This window comes from Pseudovibrio sp. W74, assembly GCF_001623085.1.
Taxonomy (GTDB): Bacteria; Pseudomonadota; Alphaproteobacteria; order Rhizobiales; family Stappiaceae; genus Pseudovibrio.
The window spans coordinates 73333-91287 of sequence record NZ_LMCJ01000046.1 but is presented as its reverse complement, the minus strand read 5'-3'; the positions used below and the strand labels follow the sequence as shown (position 1 = coordinate 91287).

9 protein-coding genes are annotated in these 17955 nt (G+C 51.3%); 2 read left to right on the top strand and 7 right to left on the bottom strand.

What is annotated here, in order from left to right:
- Positions 1–8: 8 nt before the first annotated feature.
- The 4 genes from PsW74_RS20690 to PsW74_RS20675 form a co-directional block, all read right to left on the bottom strand.
- Positions 9–1925 carry an ABC transporter substrate-binding protein gene (locus tag PsW74_RS20690; RefSeq protein WP_063288192.1) on the bottom strand — a complete coding sequence of 639 codons (1917 nt, stop codon included), beginning with the start codon at positions 1923–1925 and terminating at the stop codon, positions 9–11.
- Positions 1922–3823, bottom strand: a complete 1902-nt coding sequence (locus PsW74_RS20685; RefSeq protein ID WP_063288191.1) for an ABC transporter ATP-binding protein — start codon at positions 3821–3823, stop codon at positions 1922–1924. Before PsW74_RS20685 ends, PsW74_RS20690 begins: the two co-directional genes overlap by 4 nt.
- 140 nt (positions 3824–3963) lie before the next feature.
- Positions 3964–5751 (bottom strand): adenylate/guanylate cyclase domain-containing protein, encoded by a 1788-nt coding sequence (locus PsW74_RS20680; protein WP_208988085.1) that lies wholly within the window; start codon positions 5749–5751, stop codon positions 3964–3966.
- Positions 5752–5922: 171 nt separating this feature from the next.
- Positions 5923–7098: a CaiB/BaiF CoA-transferase family protein gene (locus PsW74_RS20675; RefSeq protein WP_063288189.1), complete on the bottom strand. Its 1176-nt coding sequence runs from the start codon at positions 7096–7098 to the stop codon at positions 5923–5925.
- A 270-nt stretch (positions 7099–7368) separates the two neighbouring features.
- On the opposite strand from PsW74_RS20675, the gene pepN reads away from it, so the two are divergent.
- Entirely contained in the window at positions 7369–10005 is a 2637-nt protein-coding gene (gene pepN / locus PsW74_RS20670) for an aminopeptidase N (RefSeq protein WP_063288188.1), read from the top strand.
- A gap of 192 nt (positions 10006–10197) precedes the next feature.
- The gene (locus PsW74_RS20665) at positions 10198–12573 is read left to right on the top strand and encodes a PAS domain-containing sensor histidine kinase (RefSeq protein ID WP_057465906.1); all 2376 of its coding nucleotides are present in this window, start codon (positions 10198–10200) and stop codon (positions 12571–12573) included.
- A 74-nt stretch (positions 12574–12647) separates the two neighbouring features.
- Here the strand turns inward: PsW74_RS20665 and PsW74_RS20660 are convergent, their stop codons facing one another.
- From PsW74_RS20660 to PsW74_RS20650, 3 genes are read right to left on the bottom strand one after another with little or no spacing between them, the layout of a single operon-like run.
- On the bottom strand, positions 12648–15677 hold the full coding sequence (locus PsW74_RS20660; RefSeq protein WP_063288187.1) for a bifunctional [glutamine synthetase] adenylyltransferase/[glutamine synthetase]-adenylyl-L-tyrosine phosphorylase: 3030 nt from the start codon (positions 15675–15677) through the stop codon (positions 12648–12650).
- Positions 15641–17137 (bottom strand): HAMP domain-containing sensor histidine kinase, encoded by a 1497-nt coding sequence (locus tag PsW74_RS20655; RefSeq protein ID WP_063288186.1) that lies wholly within the window; start codon positions 17135–17137, stop codon positions 15641–15643. The genes PsW74_RS20660 and PsW74_RS20655 overlap by 37 nt, the downstream gene beginning before the upstream one ends.
- Positions 17121–17801 (bottom strand): response regulator transcription factor, encoded by a 681-nt coding sequence (locus PsW74_RS20650; RefSeq protein ID WP_057465903.1) that lies wholly within the window; start codon positions 17799–17801, stop codon positions 17121–17123. The genes PsW74_RS20655 and PsW74_RS20650 overlap by 17 nt, the downstream gene beginning before the upstream one ends.
- Positions 17802–17955 lie beyond the last annotated feature (154 nt).

The following is a 17955-nucleotide window of genomic DNA, read 5'->3' as shown; positions in this document are numbered from 1 at the left end:
TGAGAAAATCAATGAGGGAGATCGTCTTCATCCGGTAAGAGGTCTTCAAAAAAGAAGAGATCCATGCGGTGGATGCCGAACTGAGCACCGGGATCCCATCCATAAATGCCCATTTCAGGTACATTCAAAAGCCCCTTAACAACCACCGGCTGCCGGACAGCATTGACCAGACCGATATGAATTGTTTCATCTGCGTGAATCTGCAGGATTTGCTCCCAAATCATGTCCCGCTCTTCAAAACTACTGCTCACGAGCCATTGATCAAAGAGCTCAATCAAGCGGATTGCAGGGGGCCAGTCAGGTTTAACACCTGCGTGTCCATCACTTTCATAGTAGTTGCCCCATGGAGCCCATGAGAGAAAATCTTCGCGCGTGGGAGCATAATCTATCGGCGGCATATCTGCTGTTGGTACACCGTTTTCAAAACCGGACCAGACAGACATTATCAAAGTGCCAGAAAGCGCGCGAGCCCGGATCGTGTCGCGCTGACTTGGGCGGATAAAAGCGGAAACACCGATTTCCTTCCACGTTTCTGCAACAAGTTCCAGCGCATCATCCTGTTCAGCACTCTCACCTGTGGTCTCAATAATGAGTTGCAGCGGGCGTCCGTCTTCCAACAAGCGGACGCCGTCTCCTCGCCGATCTGTCAGTCCAATATCATCCAGTAACTGATTGGCAAGATCTGGATTAAACTCCGCCCAGGCCGTTTGAAAATCTGGCTGATACAGCGGAGAAATGTTGAGAACCGTATCGTTGCCAGCTCTCCCCAAACCAAAATAAAGTACTTTGTTTATGAGTTCACGATCGATGCCCAACGAGAGCGCATGGCGAAATCTGCGGTCCTGCATGAGTTTGCGCCATGTTGGATCTTTGACGCTGAGGTTGGGCAGGATTGAAATCTCAGATCCCTTGGAGTTGAGCCAGAGACGGGTGTCATAATCCTGTGTCTGTTCACCACGTTTAAGAACGGAAATATCAGAGAACCCAAGTCCACGTGCCTGCAAATCACTTTCACCAGCCAGCGCCTTTGCCGGAATAAGTTTACCATCCACCACATCCATAATTATGCGGTCGATATAGGGAAGTTGCTGGCCTGCACTGTCTACGCGATGGAAGAACGGATTACGCTCCATAACTGCCCTGCGATCACCCGAAGTGTTTCGTGGCACCCATGGCTGCAATGTGGGGATATGCGGATTGGATGCGCCGTACATGTCGTCCATGCGGTTGAACAAAGGCGCCCACCCGCGCACTTTCTCAATACGAGCGATCTGCCTGATAAATTCCGGATTTCCATATTCTTCATGGAACTGCTTCATGTAAGCAGCTGGCCGGTAAATGAACGGTGGGCGTGCTTTTGCAAGTTCTTGCAGGAACAGAGGATTTGGCTCATGCCACTCAAAACGAACAGTCGTCTCATCAATAACTGAGAACTCAGGACCTTCACCATCCACCAGCATGAACCCTGGTAGGCCGATGGGGTTCAGCTCCTCGTTTAGGGCGACATCTTCAAACCAGAACCGAAAGTCTTCTGCATTAAAGGAACTGCCATCAGACCATTTATGGCCTTCACGCAGATTTAGAGTGAAGATCTTGTCATAGTGATTATCTACACTCTCCAAAATGTCTGGATTTAACTCGAGGTTTTCATTGTACCCAACCAGCCTTGCATAGCCCCACACATTGATCAGACGCACGTCTTTAGGCCGCGAAATGAGCGTATGCAGCGCACCACCCTGCACTCCGATTACGCGGCCAATATCATCGGGGTAGGTCACAAGTGGTTCTTTGGGAACACGATCTACGATAGATGGCAGGCCCGGCGGAATTCCCGGAGTTTCCTTCAGGACCAGAGCTGCCGAGACCGTGGGCACTGCGAGGCTGATGAGCATAACAACCGTCGTGAGGAGGCCAAGTTTTCTCATATATGGCTCCCCCCTAAACCGACGATATCGCGCATACTTTCCATTCCCGGAGCACATACCCAATGGTCTGTCTCAATCTCAACCAAATACGGCACGGTTGTGTAGCGCATCCGGTAGGGCGAAGGCCATTGTGTTGGGTCTGAGCTTGCGGTTCCTGCCAGAGATGAAAAATCCAGTTTGTGGTCCAAAGAGGGTTCTGGCACTGCTTTGAGAAGTGTACGCGTATAGGGATGGATCGGATTATCTATGATCTGCCGCGTTGGTCCGACTTCGACAACCTTGCCCTTGCACATGACCGCTATGCGATCAGAAATGTAGTCAACCACAGCAAGGTTGTGGCTGACGAAAACATAGGTCAGGCCCAACTCATCTTTGAGGTCTTTGAGAAGGTTCAAGATCTGTGCCTGAACGGAGACATCAAGCGCTGATGTTGGTTCATCGCAAATTAAGAACTCCGGATTTAGCGCCAGAGCTCTTGCGATCCCGATACGTTGTCTTTGGCCTCCGGAGAAGGAATGCGGGTAACGACGCAGATATCTTGGCGACAAGCCGACAAGATCAATCAGTTCCCGGATGCGCGCTCCTTGACTGAGGCTGTCACCCATACGGTGTATGACGAGCGGCTCCTGCAGGATCTCGTTGAGTGTTCGGCGTGGGTTTAACGAAGAGAACGGGTCCTGAAAGATAATCTGAGCCCGTTTACGGTATTGGAAGAGCTCTTTTTCAGAAAAACCCTGAATATCGCGTGCGCCGTCCTCAGTGGTGTAGGAGATTTTGCCACGCGTCAAAGGAAAAGCTCGCAGCATAGCAAGCGCGGCTGTGGTTTTTCCGGAACCTGACTCTCCAACAATACCAAGGCATTCACCTCTACGGACCGTCAAAGATACATTGTCGAGTGCGGTTGTCATGCCTCTGCGTTTTTTGCCGCGCAGGTTCTTGAATGTGAAGTTCTTACAAACGCCTTCCAGCTCAATGAGCGGCGTTCCACGGAATGCGTGAGCTTTGCCAACCGGACTTGGCTGAAAGTCAGAATGATGCGTGCGGGGTTTGATTGGGCGGATTGGAACAAGGCGTTCATCCGGCTCCATAGAAAGCGAAGGAACCGCGTTGAGCAGCGCTTTCAGATAAGGGTGCTGCGGGGTCAGGAACAGGTCTTCAACACTACCCTTTTCCATGACCTCACCGTTGTAGACCACGACAACCTCATCAGCCATGTTTGTGACTACACCAAAATCATGCGTAATCATGAGCAGTGTCATGTTCAGTTCAGCTTGTACTTCCTTAATCAACTTCAGAATTTCGGCCTGAATGGTAACATCCAGCGCGGTTGTCGGCTCATCTGCGATAAGAAGCATGGGGCGGCAGATCATCGCCATGGCTATGAGTGCGCGTTGCCGTAAGCCGCCAGAGAGCTCAAATGGATAGGCACGTATTGCGCGCTCGGGCTCGGGGAAATGAACCAGACGCAACATATCCTTGGTCAGTTCCTGGGCTTCTTTCGTGCCAACAAAGCGGTGCAGTTTTGCTGCTTCGCTGATCTGATCTCCAATGGTGTGCAGTGGTGAGAGCGAGACCATGGGCTCTTGAAAGATCATTGCAATCTGATCGCCGCGAATGGCGCGCATGGCAGGACCAGCCGGAGGCAGTTTTGCAATGTCTACTTTCTCACCGTTTTTGCGATTGTCCCGAAATAAAATTTGACCTGATGTGATGCGAGATTTTGCAGGAAGGATCCCCATAACCGCCCTGGAGATCACGGTCTTGCCAGACCCTGACTCACCAACCAAAGCGACGCATTTGTTTTCCGGGACACTAAAAGACACATCGCGGACAACTTGGTGATGCCCTTCGTCTCCATGAAACTCTACCGACAACCCTTTGACGTCAAGCAGGTTCACGTGCGTCCCTTCCTCACTGGCCTGTTGCTAGCGCACGCGAGAAAACCTTTCGCGGCTTTCACACTAGAACAGGGCTTTCTTTCAATGAGGTTGGGTTACGTGGCACACTTAAATTAAACTAGAAGACAATGCCGGGATTATCAGTCATCGCATATGGTCGAGTTGAGCTGCCAAACCTCGACTTTGCCCTTCCGGCCACGAATGTCATGGCTACCGCGATGGGTTACGTTATCGGGTCGGCCTGCTCTCTCAACAGTTTCACCGCTCAACACCACACATGCTCCTTTAACGGAGGAGATGGTGCCACCCAGACTTTGCAGGCGGCTGCACACATTCACGGCATCGCCAACAATGGTGTAGTTCCAACGTTCGACCGCCCCCACATTGCCAACAATTACCGGGCCTGTGTGAATGGCAATCCGTACATTCAAAGCATTTTCGGGTGTAACAGCATTGGCTTGCTGGATAGCGCTGACCATATCTTCTGCAGCCAAGATTGCGCGGCGGGCATGATCTTCCATCTCGTTTGGTGCACCCCAGAATGCGAGCATGCCGTCACCGACGAATTTATCGACAGTCCCCTGATGAGCCTCCACAGCAGACACAAGCAGTTTGAAGTGATCATTGAGCAGACCAGCCACTTCGCCAGCGCTTCTGTGTTCGGAGATCGACGTGAAACCTTCAATGTCCGTAAACAGGATCGTCAGTTCAGCTTCTTTTGCTTTGGCCGCGCGGTCGATCCCCATTGCCATCAACTTGGAATAGAGTGACTTTGGAATATACCGGCTCATGGCTTGTAAGCCGCTGGTGCTGGCATTCATTGCAGACGTAATCTGATCTACTTCTCGAATATGACTGCGTGGTAGTGGTTCAAGGTGCTCAAACTCCAGAGCACCGAACTTTTGAGCGCGTGCAGCAATGCCTTTCAGCGGCGATGACAGACGACGCGCGAAGAAGATCGCCACAAGTGCGGACAGGAACACAACAGCCACGCCAGCAAAGACCGAGTTAATCAGGCGAGTAAACTCATCATAACGCGAGTTTGCCAACTGATATTCACCGACGTAGTAGACCTCGCCATCTGGTGAAACAAGCTTTTGTAAAACAAGAACATACATGTCCTCGCCATCGTAAATCAAATGCAGTTCAACGCCTCGTTTGCGCGCGCGCTGACTAAAGGGTTGTGCTTTACTGCCCTCAAACTTTGCAAGAACGGGATCTCCAAACTCTGTGACATGCGCCAGCAGATTGTGCTGTTGCAGCTCATTGGTTGGAGAGGAATACGCGAGCACCCGATTTTTGTCAGTCAGGATAAAGCGAGTGACATCCTCTTCGTCTACTTCGGTTCCAATACCATCTTCTTTTGAAGAGGCGAGGACCGAGCCAACTCCCTTCATCGTGATGATTGCGGAAACGTAGCCGATCGTCTCTCCATCAAACTTGATAGCGCTTGTCGCCGTTGCAAATGGGTCTTCACCAGATGCGTAGAAGTCTCCCCAGAATGGGTCTTCAGCAGTTTGCGCATCGATGCTTTGCATTCTGGAGAATTCAAACAGATCTTGTTCAGGCTGGAATGGGATCAGATCTTGCCGGTTTTCGGCGTGACGCAAGCCCCAGACTGTTCCATTGGGCAGTGACAACACTAAGCCTTCGACACTTTTCACCCCGAACAGTACGCCACGAAACGTCTGGCGAGCGCGAAAGATCGCATTTTGCGCCGTTGGCTGTTCTTCCGCATAAACTTTGATTGCATGTACCGAGGAAAATGCAGGGGTCATATAGGCACTCAAGGCATTGTTGATTGCCTCGGTGGACATGATCGACGCTTTTTCGATCAAGCTTCGGGTATTCTTCAGATTGGTATGAACAGACATGTACAGCACAATACCGCCGCACAAGGTCACCACAGTCACGAAGGTTAGGCTCACCAACCACGTCAATGACAACTTGTAATAGCACCGCCGTATGCCGATTGCTTTACGCCTGATCCTATTCCAAAGCTTCAAACCGTGACCCACCTGTGTGAGGAATGCCAGCCCGTTAAACCACTCCCCGGACCGAGGGTCAAACTGCCTTCCTGCACATCGTGTCGCCAGTCTTTATTCTACTGCTTCTTTGCCTAATTCTCTCAATATCTCATTTCTATGCTCATCGAGAGCTGGTGCACCCTTCTCCAGTTTCAGCTTAGAATTAGTAAACCGAATTGGCGTGCGGACATAGGTTTGCTCGCCTTGATGCTTAGAAGTTGTTGGCAAGTTGACCTTCATTTGCCGGTGTTCAATTTGCGGATCCTGCAAAACATCAGCAACTGTATTGATCGGACCTGCCGGAACGCCGCGTTCTTCCATTTTTGACAGGAGTTCATCCCGGTTGAAGTTCATCACGAGAGCCTGAAGCTTTTCTGTTAATTCTTCGCGATGCTTCACACGAGACGGGTTGGTGGCATAGCGCCCGTCCTCAGACAGTTCTTCCTGTCCGAGAATCTTGCAGAAGTTCGCAAACTGAGTGTCGTTGCCAACCGCCACAATGAGATGACCATCTTTCACTTCGAATACCTGATATGGAACGATGTTTGGATGAGTATTGCCCATACGGCTAGGGACATTGCCGCTGCTTAGATAATTCATCGCCTGATTGGCCAAAACACCGACCTGAGCATCCAGCAAAGCCATATCGATCCATTCGCCTTCACCGGTCAGGTCACGGCGGCGCAGAGCTGCCTGAATACCTATGATCCCGTATAGGCCCGTGAAGATATCAGCAAAAGCAACGCCTACCTTTTGTGGCTCGCCGCCCTGCGAACCAGTCAGATCCATAATACCGCCCATGCCCTGGATCATAAAATCGTATCCGGCGCGGTGGGCATAAGGGCCATCCTGACCAAAACCAGTTACGGAACAATAGATCAGCTTCGGATTGATCTTCTTGAGGCTATCATAGTCGAGGCCAAACTTGGCTAGCCCACCGACTTTGAAGTTTTCGATCAGCACATCACTTTGACGTACTAGATCATAAATCAACTCAAGGTCTTCCTGCTTTGAGAAGTCAGCAGTTATGGAGCGCTTGCCGCGATTGCAGGCATGGAAGTAGGCTGCGCTTTTGCTTCCGTCCTCTTCTTCGACAAACGGAGGTCCCCAGGTCCGGGTATCATCACCGCGCGGGCTTTCCACCTTGATGACATCGGCACCCAAATCAGAAAGGGTTTGTCCAATCCATGGGCCTGCCAGAATGCGCGCCAGTTCCAATACTTTTATGTTTTCCAGGGGAGCTGTCACGGAAGCAACCTCAGCCTTTTTGTATAGATCTGTTTCAGGAGCCCAGTGCTACCTGTTTTTTCGGGATAGTGCTTACGAGGATCTGTCATGATCTCCTTCCAGTCCTTCCCTTGCTTGATAATTTGATTTTTGGGTGCAAAAGTGATGAGGTTTTCATTCCCTGCATTTGACCGGAACCGTTTTCAACGGTACCGCCGATCTACATAAAAATTTGGAAGCGCTGCGCCAAGGGGTGATCAAGCTGCTTTAATACTTACTGGGAGAACAGGTATGCGATCTGAAACAGCTCAGCTCATTAGACTGCAAGACTACACAGAGACACCCTACGTCATAGAGAGTGTTTCTCTTGTCTTCAAACTTCAACCAGAAGCAGCCGAAGTTATCTCCACCCTCACCATTTCCAAGCGTGATGGCATAGAAGACGGAGCTCCACTTGAGCTGGATGGTGACGAGCTTACGCTAATTTCAGCCGCTATTGATGGTGCACCATTAGCAGAAGACGCTTTCGAAGCCTCTGCAGACAAGCTGACGGTTCATGCACCACCTGCTGAGCGCTTCCAGTTGGAAGTTATCACCAAGGTGAACCCAACCACGAACACCAAGCTGGAAGGGCTTTACCTTTCTCAGGGCATCTACTGCACTCAGTGTGAGGCAGAGGGCTTCCGCCGGATCACTTATTACTATGATCGCCCGGATGTGCTTTCAGTATTCACGACACGCATTGAGGCTGATAAAGCGACCAATCCGATTTTGCTGGGTAATGGCAATCCACAGAACGCAGGTGACATTGAAGGCACTGACCGTCACTTTGCCGTATGGCATGATCCACACCCGAAGCCAGCTTATCTGTTTGCGCTTGTTGCTGGCGATCTTGCCTGCATTTCAGAAAAGTATATGACAGCTTCCGGCACACCAGTCGATCTGAACATCTTTGTCGAGAAAGGCAATGAGGACCGCGCAGACTGGTCCATGGACAGTCTGGTCCGGTCCATGCGGTGGGACGAGAAAGTATTTGGCCGCGAGTACGACCTTGAGGTGTTTAACATTGTTGCTGTTTCTGCGTTCAACATGGGTGCGATGGAGAACAAGGGCCTCAACATTTTCAATGACAAGTTCATTCTGGCGGATAGCGACACAGCGACCGACACAGACTATGAGGGTATTGAGACTGTTGTCGCCCACGAATACTTCCACAACTGGACTGGCAACCGCATCACCTGCCGCGAATGGTTCCAACTTTGCCTGAAGGAGGGACTTACGGTATTCCGCGATCAGGAGTTTTCTTCTGATGAACGTTCCCGCCCTGTGAAGCGCATTGCTGATGTGATCCGCCTGAAATCCCGTCAGTTCCCTGAGGATCAAGGCCCCCTTTCACATCCAGTTCGCCCGACAGAATACAAAGAGATCAATAACTTCTATACGGCGACTGTCTATGACAAAGGCGCTGAGCTGGTTCGTATGATCAAGACTATTCTTGGTGCAGACAACTTCAGAAAAGGGATGGATCTTTACTTCGAGCGACATGATGGTGATGCCTCAACCATTGAGGACTTCATCAAGTGCTTTGAAGATGCGACCAAGATCGATTTGTCTCATTTCAGCCTGTGGTACCACCAGTCCGGTACACCAGTTGTGAAAGCAAAAAGTTCTTACGACGAAGCTGCAAAGACTTTCATTCTGGAGCTGGAACAGATTAATGCTCCAACACCTGGACAAGACCAAAAGAAGCCATTCTTCATTCCAATTCGCTTTGGCCTGGTTGGCCCGAATGGAGATGATCTCGCCTATTCCAGTGCCGAAGGTGCTCAAGTCGATGGCGACTTGCTGTGTCTGAGCGACAACAAACAAACCGTTGTCTTCCATGGTATTGGCAGTAGGCCAGTTCCTTCCCTTCTGCGTGAATTCTCGGCTCCAGTTAAATTGGAAACAGGTCTGTCCCGTGAAGATCAGATCTTCCTGATGCGCCATGACATTGACCCGTTCAATCGCTGGCAGGCTGCTCAGACGTTGATGACCGATCTGCTTATTGAGCTGACCAATGGTGCAGAGCCGACAGGCAAGGACGCCTTCATTGAGGCGCTCGGTCACATGGCAGAGGATGAGAACCTTGACCATGCGTTCCGTGGTTTTGGCCTGATGCTGCCTAGCGAGCAGGCAATCGCACTTGAAATCGGCAAAGACGTCGATACTGATGCGATCGGTGATGCCCGTGATGCGTTCTCCAAAGAGATCGGCGTTGCACTCTATGACACCTTCAAGCGTATCTATGATGCTTTGGAGATGCCAGCAACGTTTAGCCCGGATGCTCTTTCAGCTGGCAAACGTGCGCTGAAGCTGCGTTGTTTGTCCTACTTAGCGGCAAGTAATAGTGAAGGCAGCGCTACTCTGGCTAAGGCACATTTTGATGCTGCCGATAACATGACGGACCGGATCAGCGCCTTGAACTGCCTGGTCAAGTTCAAGCTGGCAGGGGCGCAAGAAGCCATGGCTTCCTTTGAGGAACGCCACAAGGACACTGCTCTTGCCATGGATAAATGGCTAGGTGTCGCGGCCAGCGCGCCGAGCAAAGACACGATTGGCGCTCTACGTACTCTTACAGAACATCCGGCATTTTCTTGGGATAATCCAAATCGTATCTACGCGCTCATTGGCGGCTTCCTCGGTGGCAATACAAGAGGTTTCCATGCGGCTGATGGTTCAGGATATGATTATCTTGCTGAAATCACGTTGCAATTGGACAAGATTAACCCTCAGGTTGCTTCCAGAATGGTCAAAAGCTTTGGCTCTTGGAAGAATATGAATGCGGAACGCAGAGTAAAGGCAGAAGCCGCTTTGAAGCGAATTCTTGCAGCTGATCAGCAACTCTCTATTGATGTCAAAGAAATAGTTGAGCTGTGTCTAGACTAAGACAGTCTACTTTGCACCCAGCGAAGTCTCTGAGAGTCCTATGAAAATTAACGGCAGCAAAAAGCGCTGCCGTTAACCATTTTTTTGTGTCGAGACTCTGGACAAGTTGATTCGGATAGATTCAAATGAATGTGATTCGGGTGAATTGCAACCCGAGTTATTTGCGGCGGAATCTGACACATGGGGGCATTCATGGCACGAGCCTTTGCAGGGGGCGCGACCGCTCGACGACTCTTGAACTCGACCAAACGGACAGGCAAAAAAGACGCTCTGACCGGACATATCAAGTTGCTCGCTCAACCAGCCTACCAACGCCTCTTAACAACGGAACCAATGATGCGCAGAATTATTCCTGCTCTTTGCATCGTGTTCATTGCGTGTACCGCTATCTTCCGCGGACTTGAGATTGCTTACAATTATGAGAATGTCAGCCAGAAGGCTCAGGACGATCTCACACTTATTGCAACTGCCCTGACCGCCAGCATTGAAATTTCCGAGCAAGAAAAAGGCTCCGCCGGCCTGACTTCTGCTTTGCAGCGTGCACTTTCTGAAGCCCTGCCCCCCCGGGCCACCAGCCAAAGCCGTCAAATTCTGTTGACTGACCCGAACGGTACCATTGTTGCCAGTGCTCCGACCCGCCCTGATATGGAAGGGTTGAAAATTACCAGTTTCCTTGGTGACACTCAGCCAATGACGTTCTTTGGAAAGCGCGCAGGCGTGCTGACGCTCAATGAGGGCACCAAAGACGCAACACGGGCAACAGTTCATCATTTACCAAACAAAATCGGCATGGTTGCTATCATGCAGCCAGAAGACGCGATTTTCTCTTCCTGGCGTGCTGAACTTTCCGCTAATGTCACGATCTTTGTTGCAACCTCCATGGTGCTGCTGGTCATTATCTATGCCTATTTTGCGCAGGCAACCCGAGCGCAACAGGCAGATGGCATTTACTCGGCGACGCGCTCTCGCATAGACGCTGCCCTCAACCGTGGTCGCTGTGGCCTGTTTGACTGGGATCTTTCCCGTGGCCGCGTGTTCTGGTCCGCCTCACTCTATGAAATGCTGGGCATGGATCCACGTAATGACATTATGGGCTTTGCTGAGATCCAATCCCTGACCCATACCGATGACGTTGATCTTTATGATCTTGCAAAGAGCCTGCTGGATACCGGCAAGAGCAACGTGGATCGTCAATGGCGCATGCGTCACAGTGATGGTTCCTGGGTCTGGCTTCGGGTACGTGCTGAAGTTCAAACCGATGCGGGCACCAATGAACCTCACCTGATCGGCATCTGTATGGATGTGACCGAGCAGAAGCGCTTGGCAGAGCAGAGCCGTACTGCTGATCTACGCCTACGTGATGCGATTGAGAACATCTCCGAGGCCTTTGTCTTGTGGGATGCTGACAACCATCTGGTAATGTGTAACTCCAACTACCGCAAGCTGCATCAGCTGCCAGACCATGTTGTGCAGTCGGGCACGCCTTATGCAACTGTCATGTCTTCCGCGAGCCAACCGATTATTTCTGAGCCTGAGGAAGGCGACCACATCGACAGCGACATGGGCAGTTCCTACAAGGTTGAGATGGAAGGTGGTCGCTGGTTACAGGTCTCAGAGCGCCGGACCAAAGATGGTGGCTTCGTTTCCGTTGGCACCGACATTACAGAGCTGAAGCGTAAAGAAGAGAAATTGCTTGAGTCTGAGCGCGGTCATATGGCGACCATTGCCGACTTGCGCCAGTCCCGCCAGAAACTTGAACTACAGGCTCAACAGCTGGTGGAACTGACCGAGAAATATGCGGATGAGAAGACCCGCGCGGAAGATGCAAACCAAGCGAAGTCCGAATTCCTTGCAAACATCTCCCACGAGTTGAGAACACCACTAAACGCGATCATCGGCTTCTCTGAGATTATGGATCAAGGCATGTTCGGTGACCTTGGTTCCGACAAGTACAAAGAATACTGCAAGGACATTCATTCCTCCGGTAACTATCTGCTGAATGTGATCAACGACATTCTGGATATGTCCAAGATTGAAGCGGGCCGGATTGAGTTGTCTGTTGAGGATGTTCAGATCCAGCAGATCGTTCAGGATGCAGCCCGGATTATCTCTGCAACAGCAGCTGAGAAGAACATCAAGGTTGTTAGCGAAAATCTGCCTCACATGCATCTGCAGGCTGACCGCCGCGCTGTTAAGCAGATCCTGCTTAACCTGCTTGCAAACTCCATCAAGTTTACACCAGACAATGGTGAGGTTCGGGTCTCTGCCCGCAAGGTCGGTGCCTTTGCTGAACTGAAGATCTCTGACAACGGTATCGGAATCTCCAAGAAGGATATCGACCGTCTTGCCAAGCCGTTTGTGCAGGTGGAGAACCAGTTCACTAAGACGCACAAAGGGTCTGGCCTTGGTCTGGCAATTGCACGGTCTCTCAGCGAGCTGCACGGCGGTTACATGGAAATTGCTTCTGAAGTTGGTACAGGCACCGAGGTTACGATCAAGCTGCCCTTGAAAGCTAAGGGACGCGACAAAGGCCGCCTGACAGGCATCAGCAACCTGAACGCTGCTTAAGAGCAAGAAGACAATCTTCAAAGAAAAGGCCGCTTCATCAGCGGCCCTTTTTTGTTTTTCAGATGTACATTATCTTAGCTAGTCTTTTCAGCTTCTTCCACTTTGCCAATGAGGTGTTCAAAGGTTCGGCGGACCATGATCTGTTGTTCCTGCATGTAGATGGTCAGACGTTCAAAGTCTGGCTCACCTCCTGCATTTACAAGAAGATCGAGCAAGCCGCCCGGAGCTTTTTTTGGATCAAAGTGTCCGGTTTGAGCGAGCTTCAGGATCTGTGTCAGGTCCTCATAGTTTCGAAGGGCTGGAATAAGCGTGTCAGCATCCTCTTCACGCAATACTCCAAAATCACGCGCCTTAAGCAATGCATCTTCGGTGCGCGCCTGCAGGACTTCAGGATGCTCGACACCGTGAGCCAACTGCAAGAACTGGGCGATGAACTCAATATCGATCAAGCCACCCGGAATACCCTTGATCTGCCATGGGCTCTTTGCTGGCTTTTCTTTCTGGATGCGCGCACGCATATCGCAGACATCACGGGCCAGTTTGTCAATGTCTCGCTTGTCCTGTAACAGCTGGGAGACCGCACAGTCGATCTGCTGAGCGAACTCAGGACTTGAGCTGGTGATGACACGAGCGCGTGTAAGGGCCATATGCTCCCACGTCCAGGCATCGTTGGACTGATAGTCTTTGAAGGATGCAAAACGCGTTGCAAGCGGTCCAGAGTTGCCTGAGGGCCGCAAACGGAAGTCGACCTCATAAAGGACGCCTTCTGCCGTCGGCGCAGTCAGCGCGGATACAAGGCGCTGTGTGAGGCGACAGTAGTACTGACTTGGGGCCAACGGGCGTTTGCCGTCACTTTGAACGACATCCTCGGGAAAATCGTAGAGCAGGATCAGGTCAAGATCTGAAGCACACGTGATTTCCTGTCCGCCCAGTTTGCCCATGGCAACAAGAGCAAGTTCAGCTCCTGGAATTTTACCGTGGGCGTCTTCCAACTCTTGCTGCACACGTGGCAATAGCTGACAGAGCACTGCGTCTGCAAGTGTTGAAAGTCCCTGGCCTAACTCTGCTGCTGTGATCGTTCCTGTGATCAAGCGCAGGCCGAGCAAGAATTGTTGCTCCTGTACAAAGATACGCGCCCGGTCGAGCGCTTCTTCATAATACCCAGCCTGATCGAGCGTCACAGCAAGCGCTGTTTCAATCTGCTCTGCTGATGGCGCCCCACCAAAGAATGCCGGGTCGAGAAGCGCATCCAGAACGTGGACGCGTTTGGAGACGATCTCGGCCATACGTGGTGCGTTGCCCATAACCATCGTCAGCAAGTTGAACAGGTGCGGGTTAGACTTGAGCAACCCGAAGAGTTGCACACCCATTGGCAGTTTGGAGAGGAAGGAGTCAAATGTCAGCAGTGCTTTGTCTGCATTCTCAGTACGCGCTAATGCATCCAGCAGAATTGGGGTAAACTCGGTCAACCGTTCACGAGACTTTGGCGCACGAACTGCCGGATATCTGCCGTAGTGCCATTGACGGATGGTGCGGATTGCATCGACAGGTCTTTGGAATCCAAGCTGGCTGAGAGTTTCGAGCGTATTGGGGTCTTCATCATCTCCTGTGAAGACCAGATTGCCAAGGTTGGTTGCCAGATCTGGCTCATGCTCAAACAAGCCTGAGTAGTGCTTTTGCACCAACTCAAACTTAGAGCGGATCGTGTCAGCAAACTCAGAGCGGCCTTGTATGCCCATAAGGTGATAGACACGTGCTAATGCCTCTTCATCCTTAGGCAGGATGTGGGTCTGCTCATCGTTGATCATCTGAATGCGATGCTCAACCTCGCGCAGGTAGCGATAGGCTTCTTCCATATCTTCTGCCGCGGATTGGTCGATCCAGCCACAATCAGCCAGTCTTTCCAGCGTGATCAGTGTCCGCCGGTCGCGTAGTTGCGGGTTGCGGCCACCTGCGATCAGCTGTTGGGTCTGCGCGAAAAACTCAACTTCACGAATGCCGCCTCGTCCCAGCTTCACGTTATGACCGGCAACCGTGATTTTGCTGAAGCCTTTGTGAGCATGGATCTGGCGTTTGATGGAGTGCACATCTGAAATGGCGGCATAGTCCAAATATTTGCGCCAGACAAATGGCCTTATCTCTTCAAGGAAGATCTCACCCGCTTCAATATCACCTGCACATGGGCGTGCTTTGATGAGCGCGGCGCGTTCCCAGTTCTGGCCCAGGCTTTCATAATAGACCAGCGCTGCAGGAACAGAGATTGCCAGTGGCGTTGCTCCAGGATCTGGTCGCAAGCGCAAGTCAGTTCTGAAAACATATCCATCCCCGGTACGCTCGTTCATGAGCTTCACCAGACGGCGGGTGATACGGACGAATTCAACAGGCGCTTCTGCACCACCAATCAGGCGGCTACGCTCAGGATCATAAAGAACGATCAGATCGATGTCAGAGGAGTAATTAAGTTCACCCGCGCCATGCTTGCCCATGGCCAGAATGAAGAAGCCTGCCTCTTTTTCCGGTTCATCATGATCAACCGGAATAAACTTACCTCTGACTTCAAGCTCACGAAGGCAGAAGCGTAGGCAGGCGGTCAATGATGCATCTGCAAACTTGGTGAGAGCACCCGTTACATTTTCCAGCGGCCATGCACCTGCAATATCCGCCAGCGCAACCGTGAGAGCCATTTCCTGTTTTGCCAGACGCAACGACTGCATAAGTGCAGCTTCGCTTTCAGGGCGGGCATTCAGGCAGTCCTGTAAGAGGATCGCAATGGTCTCTTCCGGCGGTGTATTCAAGATACGCAGGAAGCGTTGAACATCGCGCAACATGGTCTCGCGCAGGAACGGCGCACTGACCATGAAGCCTTTAACAAAGCTGCGCAGATGGTGGGCACCCTGACAGAGCTGTTCAAACTCAGAAATGAGATCTTTTCGTTCCAGCTTCTCAATAAGATCTTTCAAGTGCCGATCACCCAGATCATCATCTGCACAGATGGGCTGGCGTTCCAAGCGCTCAAATAAAGGAGCAAGAGCTCCTTCACGATGTTCGCGCTTCAGAATGCTGCTTTTTAGCTGGTGGCGTTCTTCTTCCGAGCCTTGTCCCATGCTTCGTTGCCCTCTCCCTCACCTCTTTGCCCTTTGTTTAAGGGCAGAACAATCCGGGCACGCAGGCCAGATTGCTTATCACTTTCAGAATCATCTGCTGTCCCAGCCGATGTTAGCTGCAATTCTCCATGATGGAGAGTTACCACCGCCTTGATAAGTGACAATCCAAGCCCAGAACCCGGTGCATGGCGAGAGCTATCAAGCCGAACGAAGCGATTACACACCCGCTCACGATCAGCAGCAGCAATACCAGCACCATTATCTTCTATGCTGAGTATAGCCTGCTCATCATTTCCAGACAGTACGACTTTGATTGTGGGTTTGACATTCTCTTCGGTTGGGCGACCGTATTTGAGAGCATTTTCTATCAAGTTTGCGAGAGCTTGCGCCAATAACTCCCGATCACCTTCGATGACAGGCTCATCTTCCAGTGAGACAGAGAACTCAACACCATCATCTTCGGCAACGGGCTCATAAAGTTCGCACACGTCCTTGACGATGTTGCCCAGCTTGATTGATTGCAGCTCAGCTCCAGTGGAACCAGCTTCTACACGTGCGATGCGCAGCAGTGCGTTGAAAGTGTTGATCAGCTCATCGGTCTCAACCAGTGTCTCTTCCAGACATTCGCGGCCTTCATTTTCACTCAAATCTTGCCGCAGCGCAGCTTCCACGCGCCCACGCATACGTGTGAGCGGTGTTTTGAGATCATGGGCAATATTGTCGGAGACTTCCTTAAGGCCCTTCATCAGCTCTTCAATACGATCCAGCATAACATTGAGGTTGCTGGCCAGACGGTCGAACTCATCTCCGTTACCAGTCACATCGAGGCGACCGGCAAGATCACCTTCCATAATCAGGCGTGAGCTCATGGAAAGGTTATCGATGCGTTTCAGGATACGGCGATTGAGGAAGAACCACGTGATACCAGCCAGAACAACCATCCCGACCAGCCAGAGGGTCAAAGCGTCACCGAGCAAGCTTTTAAGATGGACCTGATCTTCAAGATCACGTCCGACCAGCAGCTTGAAGTTGCCGGGCAATTCGAAGATGCGGACGATCGCTTTGGCTTTGTTCTGGTCCGTCTCAACAAACCCTAGTGGTGTGTAGGAGACAAACTGAATTCGGCCATCGGACACTGAGAGAACTTTCTCAGGCAGATAGGCGATGTTGCCCGTAATGACGTTTCCAGAGTAGTCCAGAATGAGATAGAGGTTTGAGTTGGGGCTTCGGACACGGCGCTCCACACCAACGACGAGCCCGTTGATACCGTTTTGTGCATATTGTTCGGCAAGGCCCTGAATTTCTGCATCAACCGTCTGCACCACCTGTTTATTCATCAGGTCATCGGTGTTCTGCGAGATGAAGATGAACAGAAACACAGAGAGCGCCGTAAACGACGTCAGATAGATTGCGGCCAGCTTGAAGGCTGTGGTTGAGAGGATTCTAGTTAGAGCTGTCACGGATGGAATACCCAGCACCACGAACAGTATGAAGCAACGGGAAATCGAACCCTTTGTCGATTTTTGACCGAAGCCTTGAGATGTGAACGTCGATCACGTTGGTCTGCGGATCGAAATGATAGTCCCAGACGTTTTCCAGCAACATGGTGCGGGTCACCACCTGTCCAGCATGCTTCATGAGGTATTCAAGAAGGCGGAACTCGCGGGGCTGCAGCACAATCTCCTGTCCAGCACGGCTAACAGAGTGCGCGAGGCGATCCAGAACAAGATCAGCAACTTGCAACTTGGTTTCAACTTGTGGGCCAGCTTTACGGCGGCTCAGCACTTCAACGCGGGCGAGCAGTTCAGAAAAGGCGTAGGGTTTTGAGAGGTAGTCATCTCCACCTGCGCGCAGACCGGTCACACGATCATCTACTTGCGAGAGCGCTGAGAGGATCAATACAGGCGTTTCATCACCAGAGGCGCGCAGTGTTTCGATGATGGAGAGGCCATCGCGTTTGGGCAGCATGCGATCAACGACGAGCACATCCCACGTGTTGGAGATTGCCAGCTCAAGTCCGTCTTCGCCATTGTCTGCGTGATCAGGTGAGTGCCCTGCTTCCTTCAGTGCTTTGAGCAGATAGTCTGCCGCTTCCCGATCATCTTCAATAATCAAGATTCTCATTTTTTCATTTCCCAGAGCAAGGCATTGTTCGTTTCCTCACATTGACGGGAAACGATAAAAAAAAGCAAATGCTGTTGGGGGTAACCGTCAGCATTTGCATAAGTTTTATAGGTGAAGTTGGCAGATGATAAGGTCCCTGCCTTTTCTTCCAGCA

What these genes read in the sequence shown, in the direction of transcription:
- PsW74_RS20690 (WP_063288192.1), bottom strand. Translation starts at nt 1,925, where the DNA reads ATGAGAAAACTTGGCCTCCTCACGACGGTTGTTATGCTCATCAGCCTC.
- PsW74_RS20660 (WP_063288187.1), bottom strand. Translation starts at nt 15,677, where the DNA reads ATGGGACAAGGCTCGGAAGAAGAACGCCACCAGCTAAAAAGCAGCATT.
- pepN (WP_063288188.1), top strand. Translation starts at nt 7,369, where the DNA reads ATGCGATCTGAAACAGCTCAGCTCATTAGACTGCAAGACTACACAGAG.
- PsW74_RS20665 (WP_057465906.1), top strand. Translation starts at nt 10,198, where the DNA reads ATGGCACGAGCCTTTGCAGGGGGCGCGACCGCTCGACGACTCTTGAAC.
- PsW74_RS20650 (WP_057465903.1), bottom strand. Translation starts at nt 17,801, where the DNA reads ATGAGAATCTTGATTATTGAAGATGATCGGGAAGCGGCAGACTATCTG.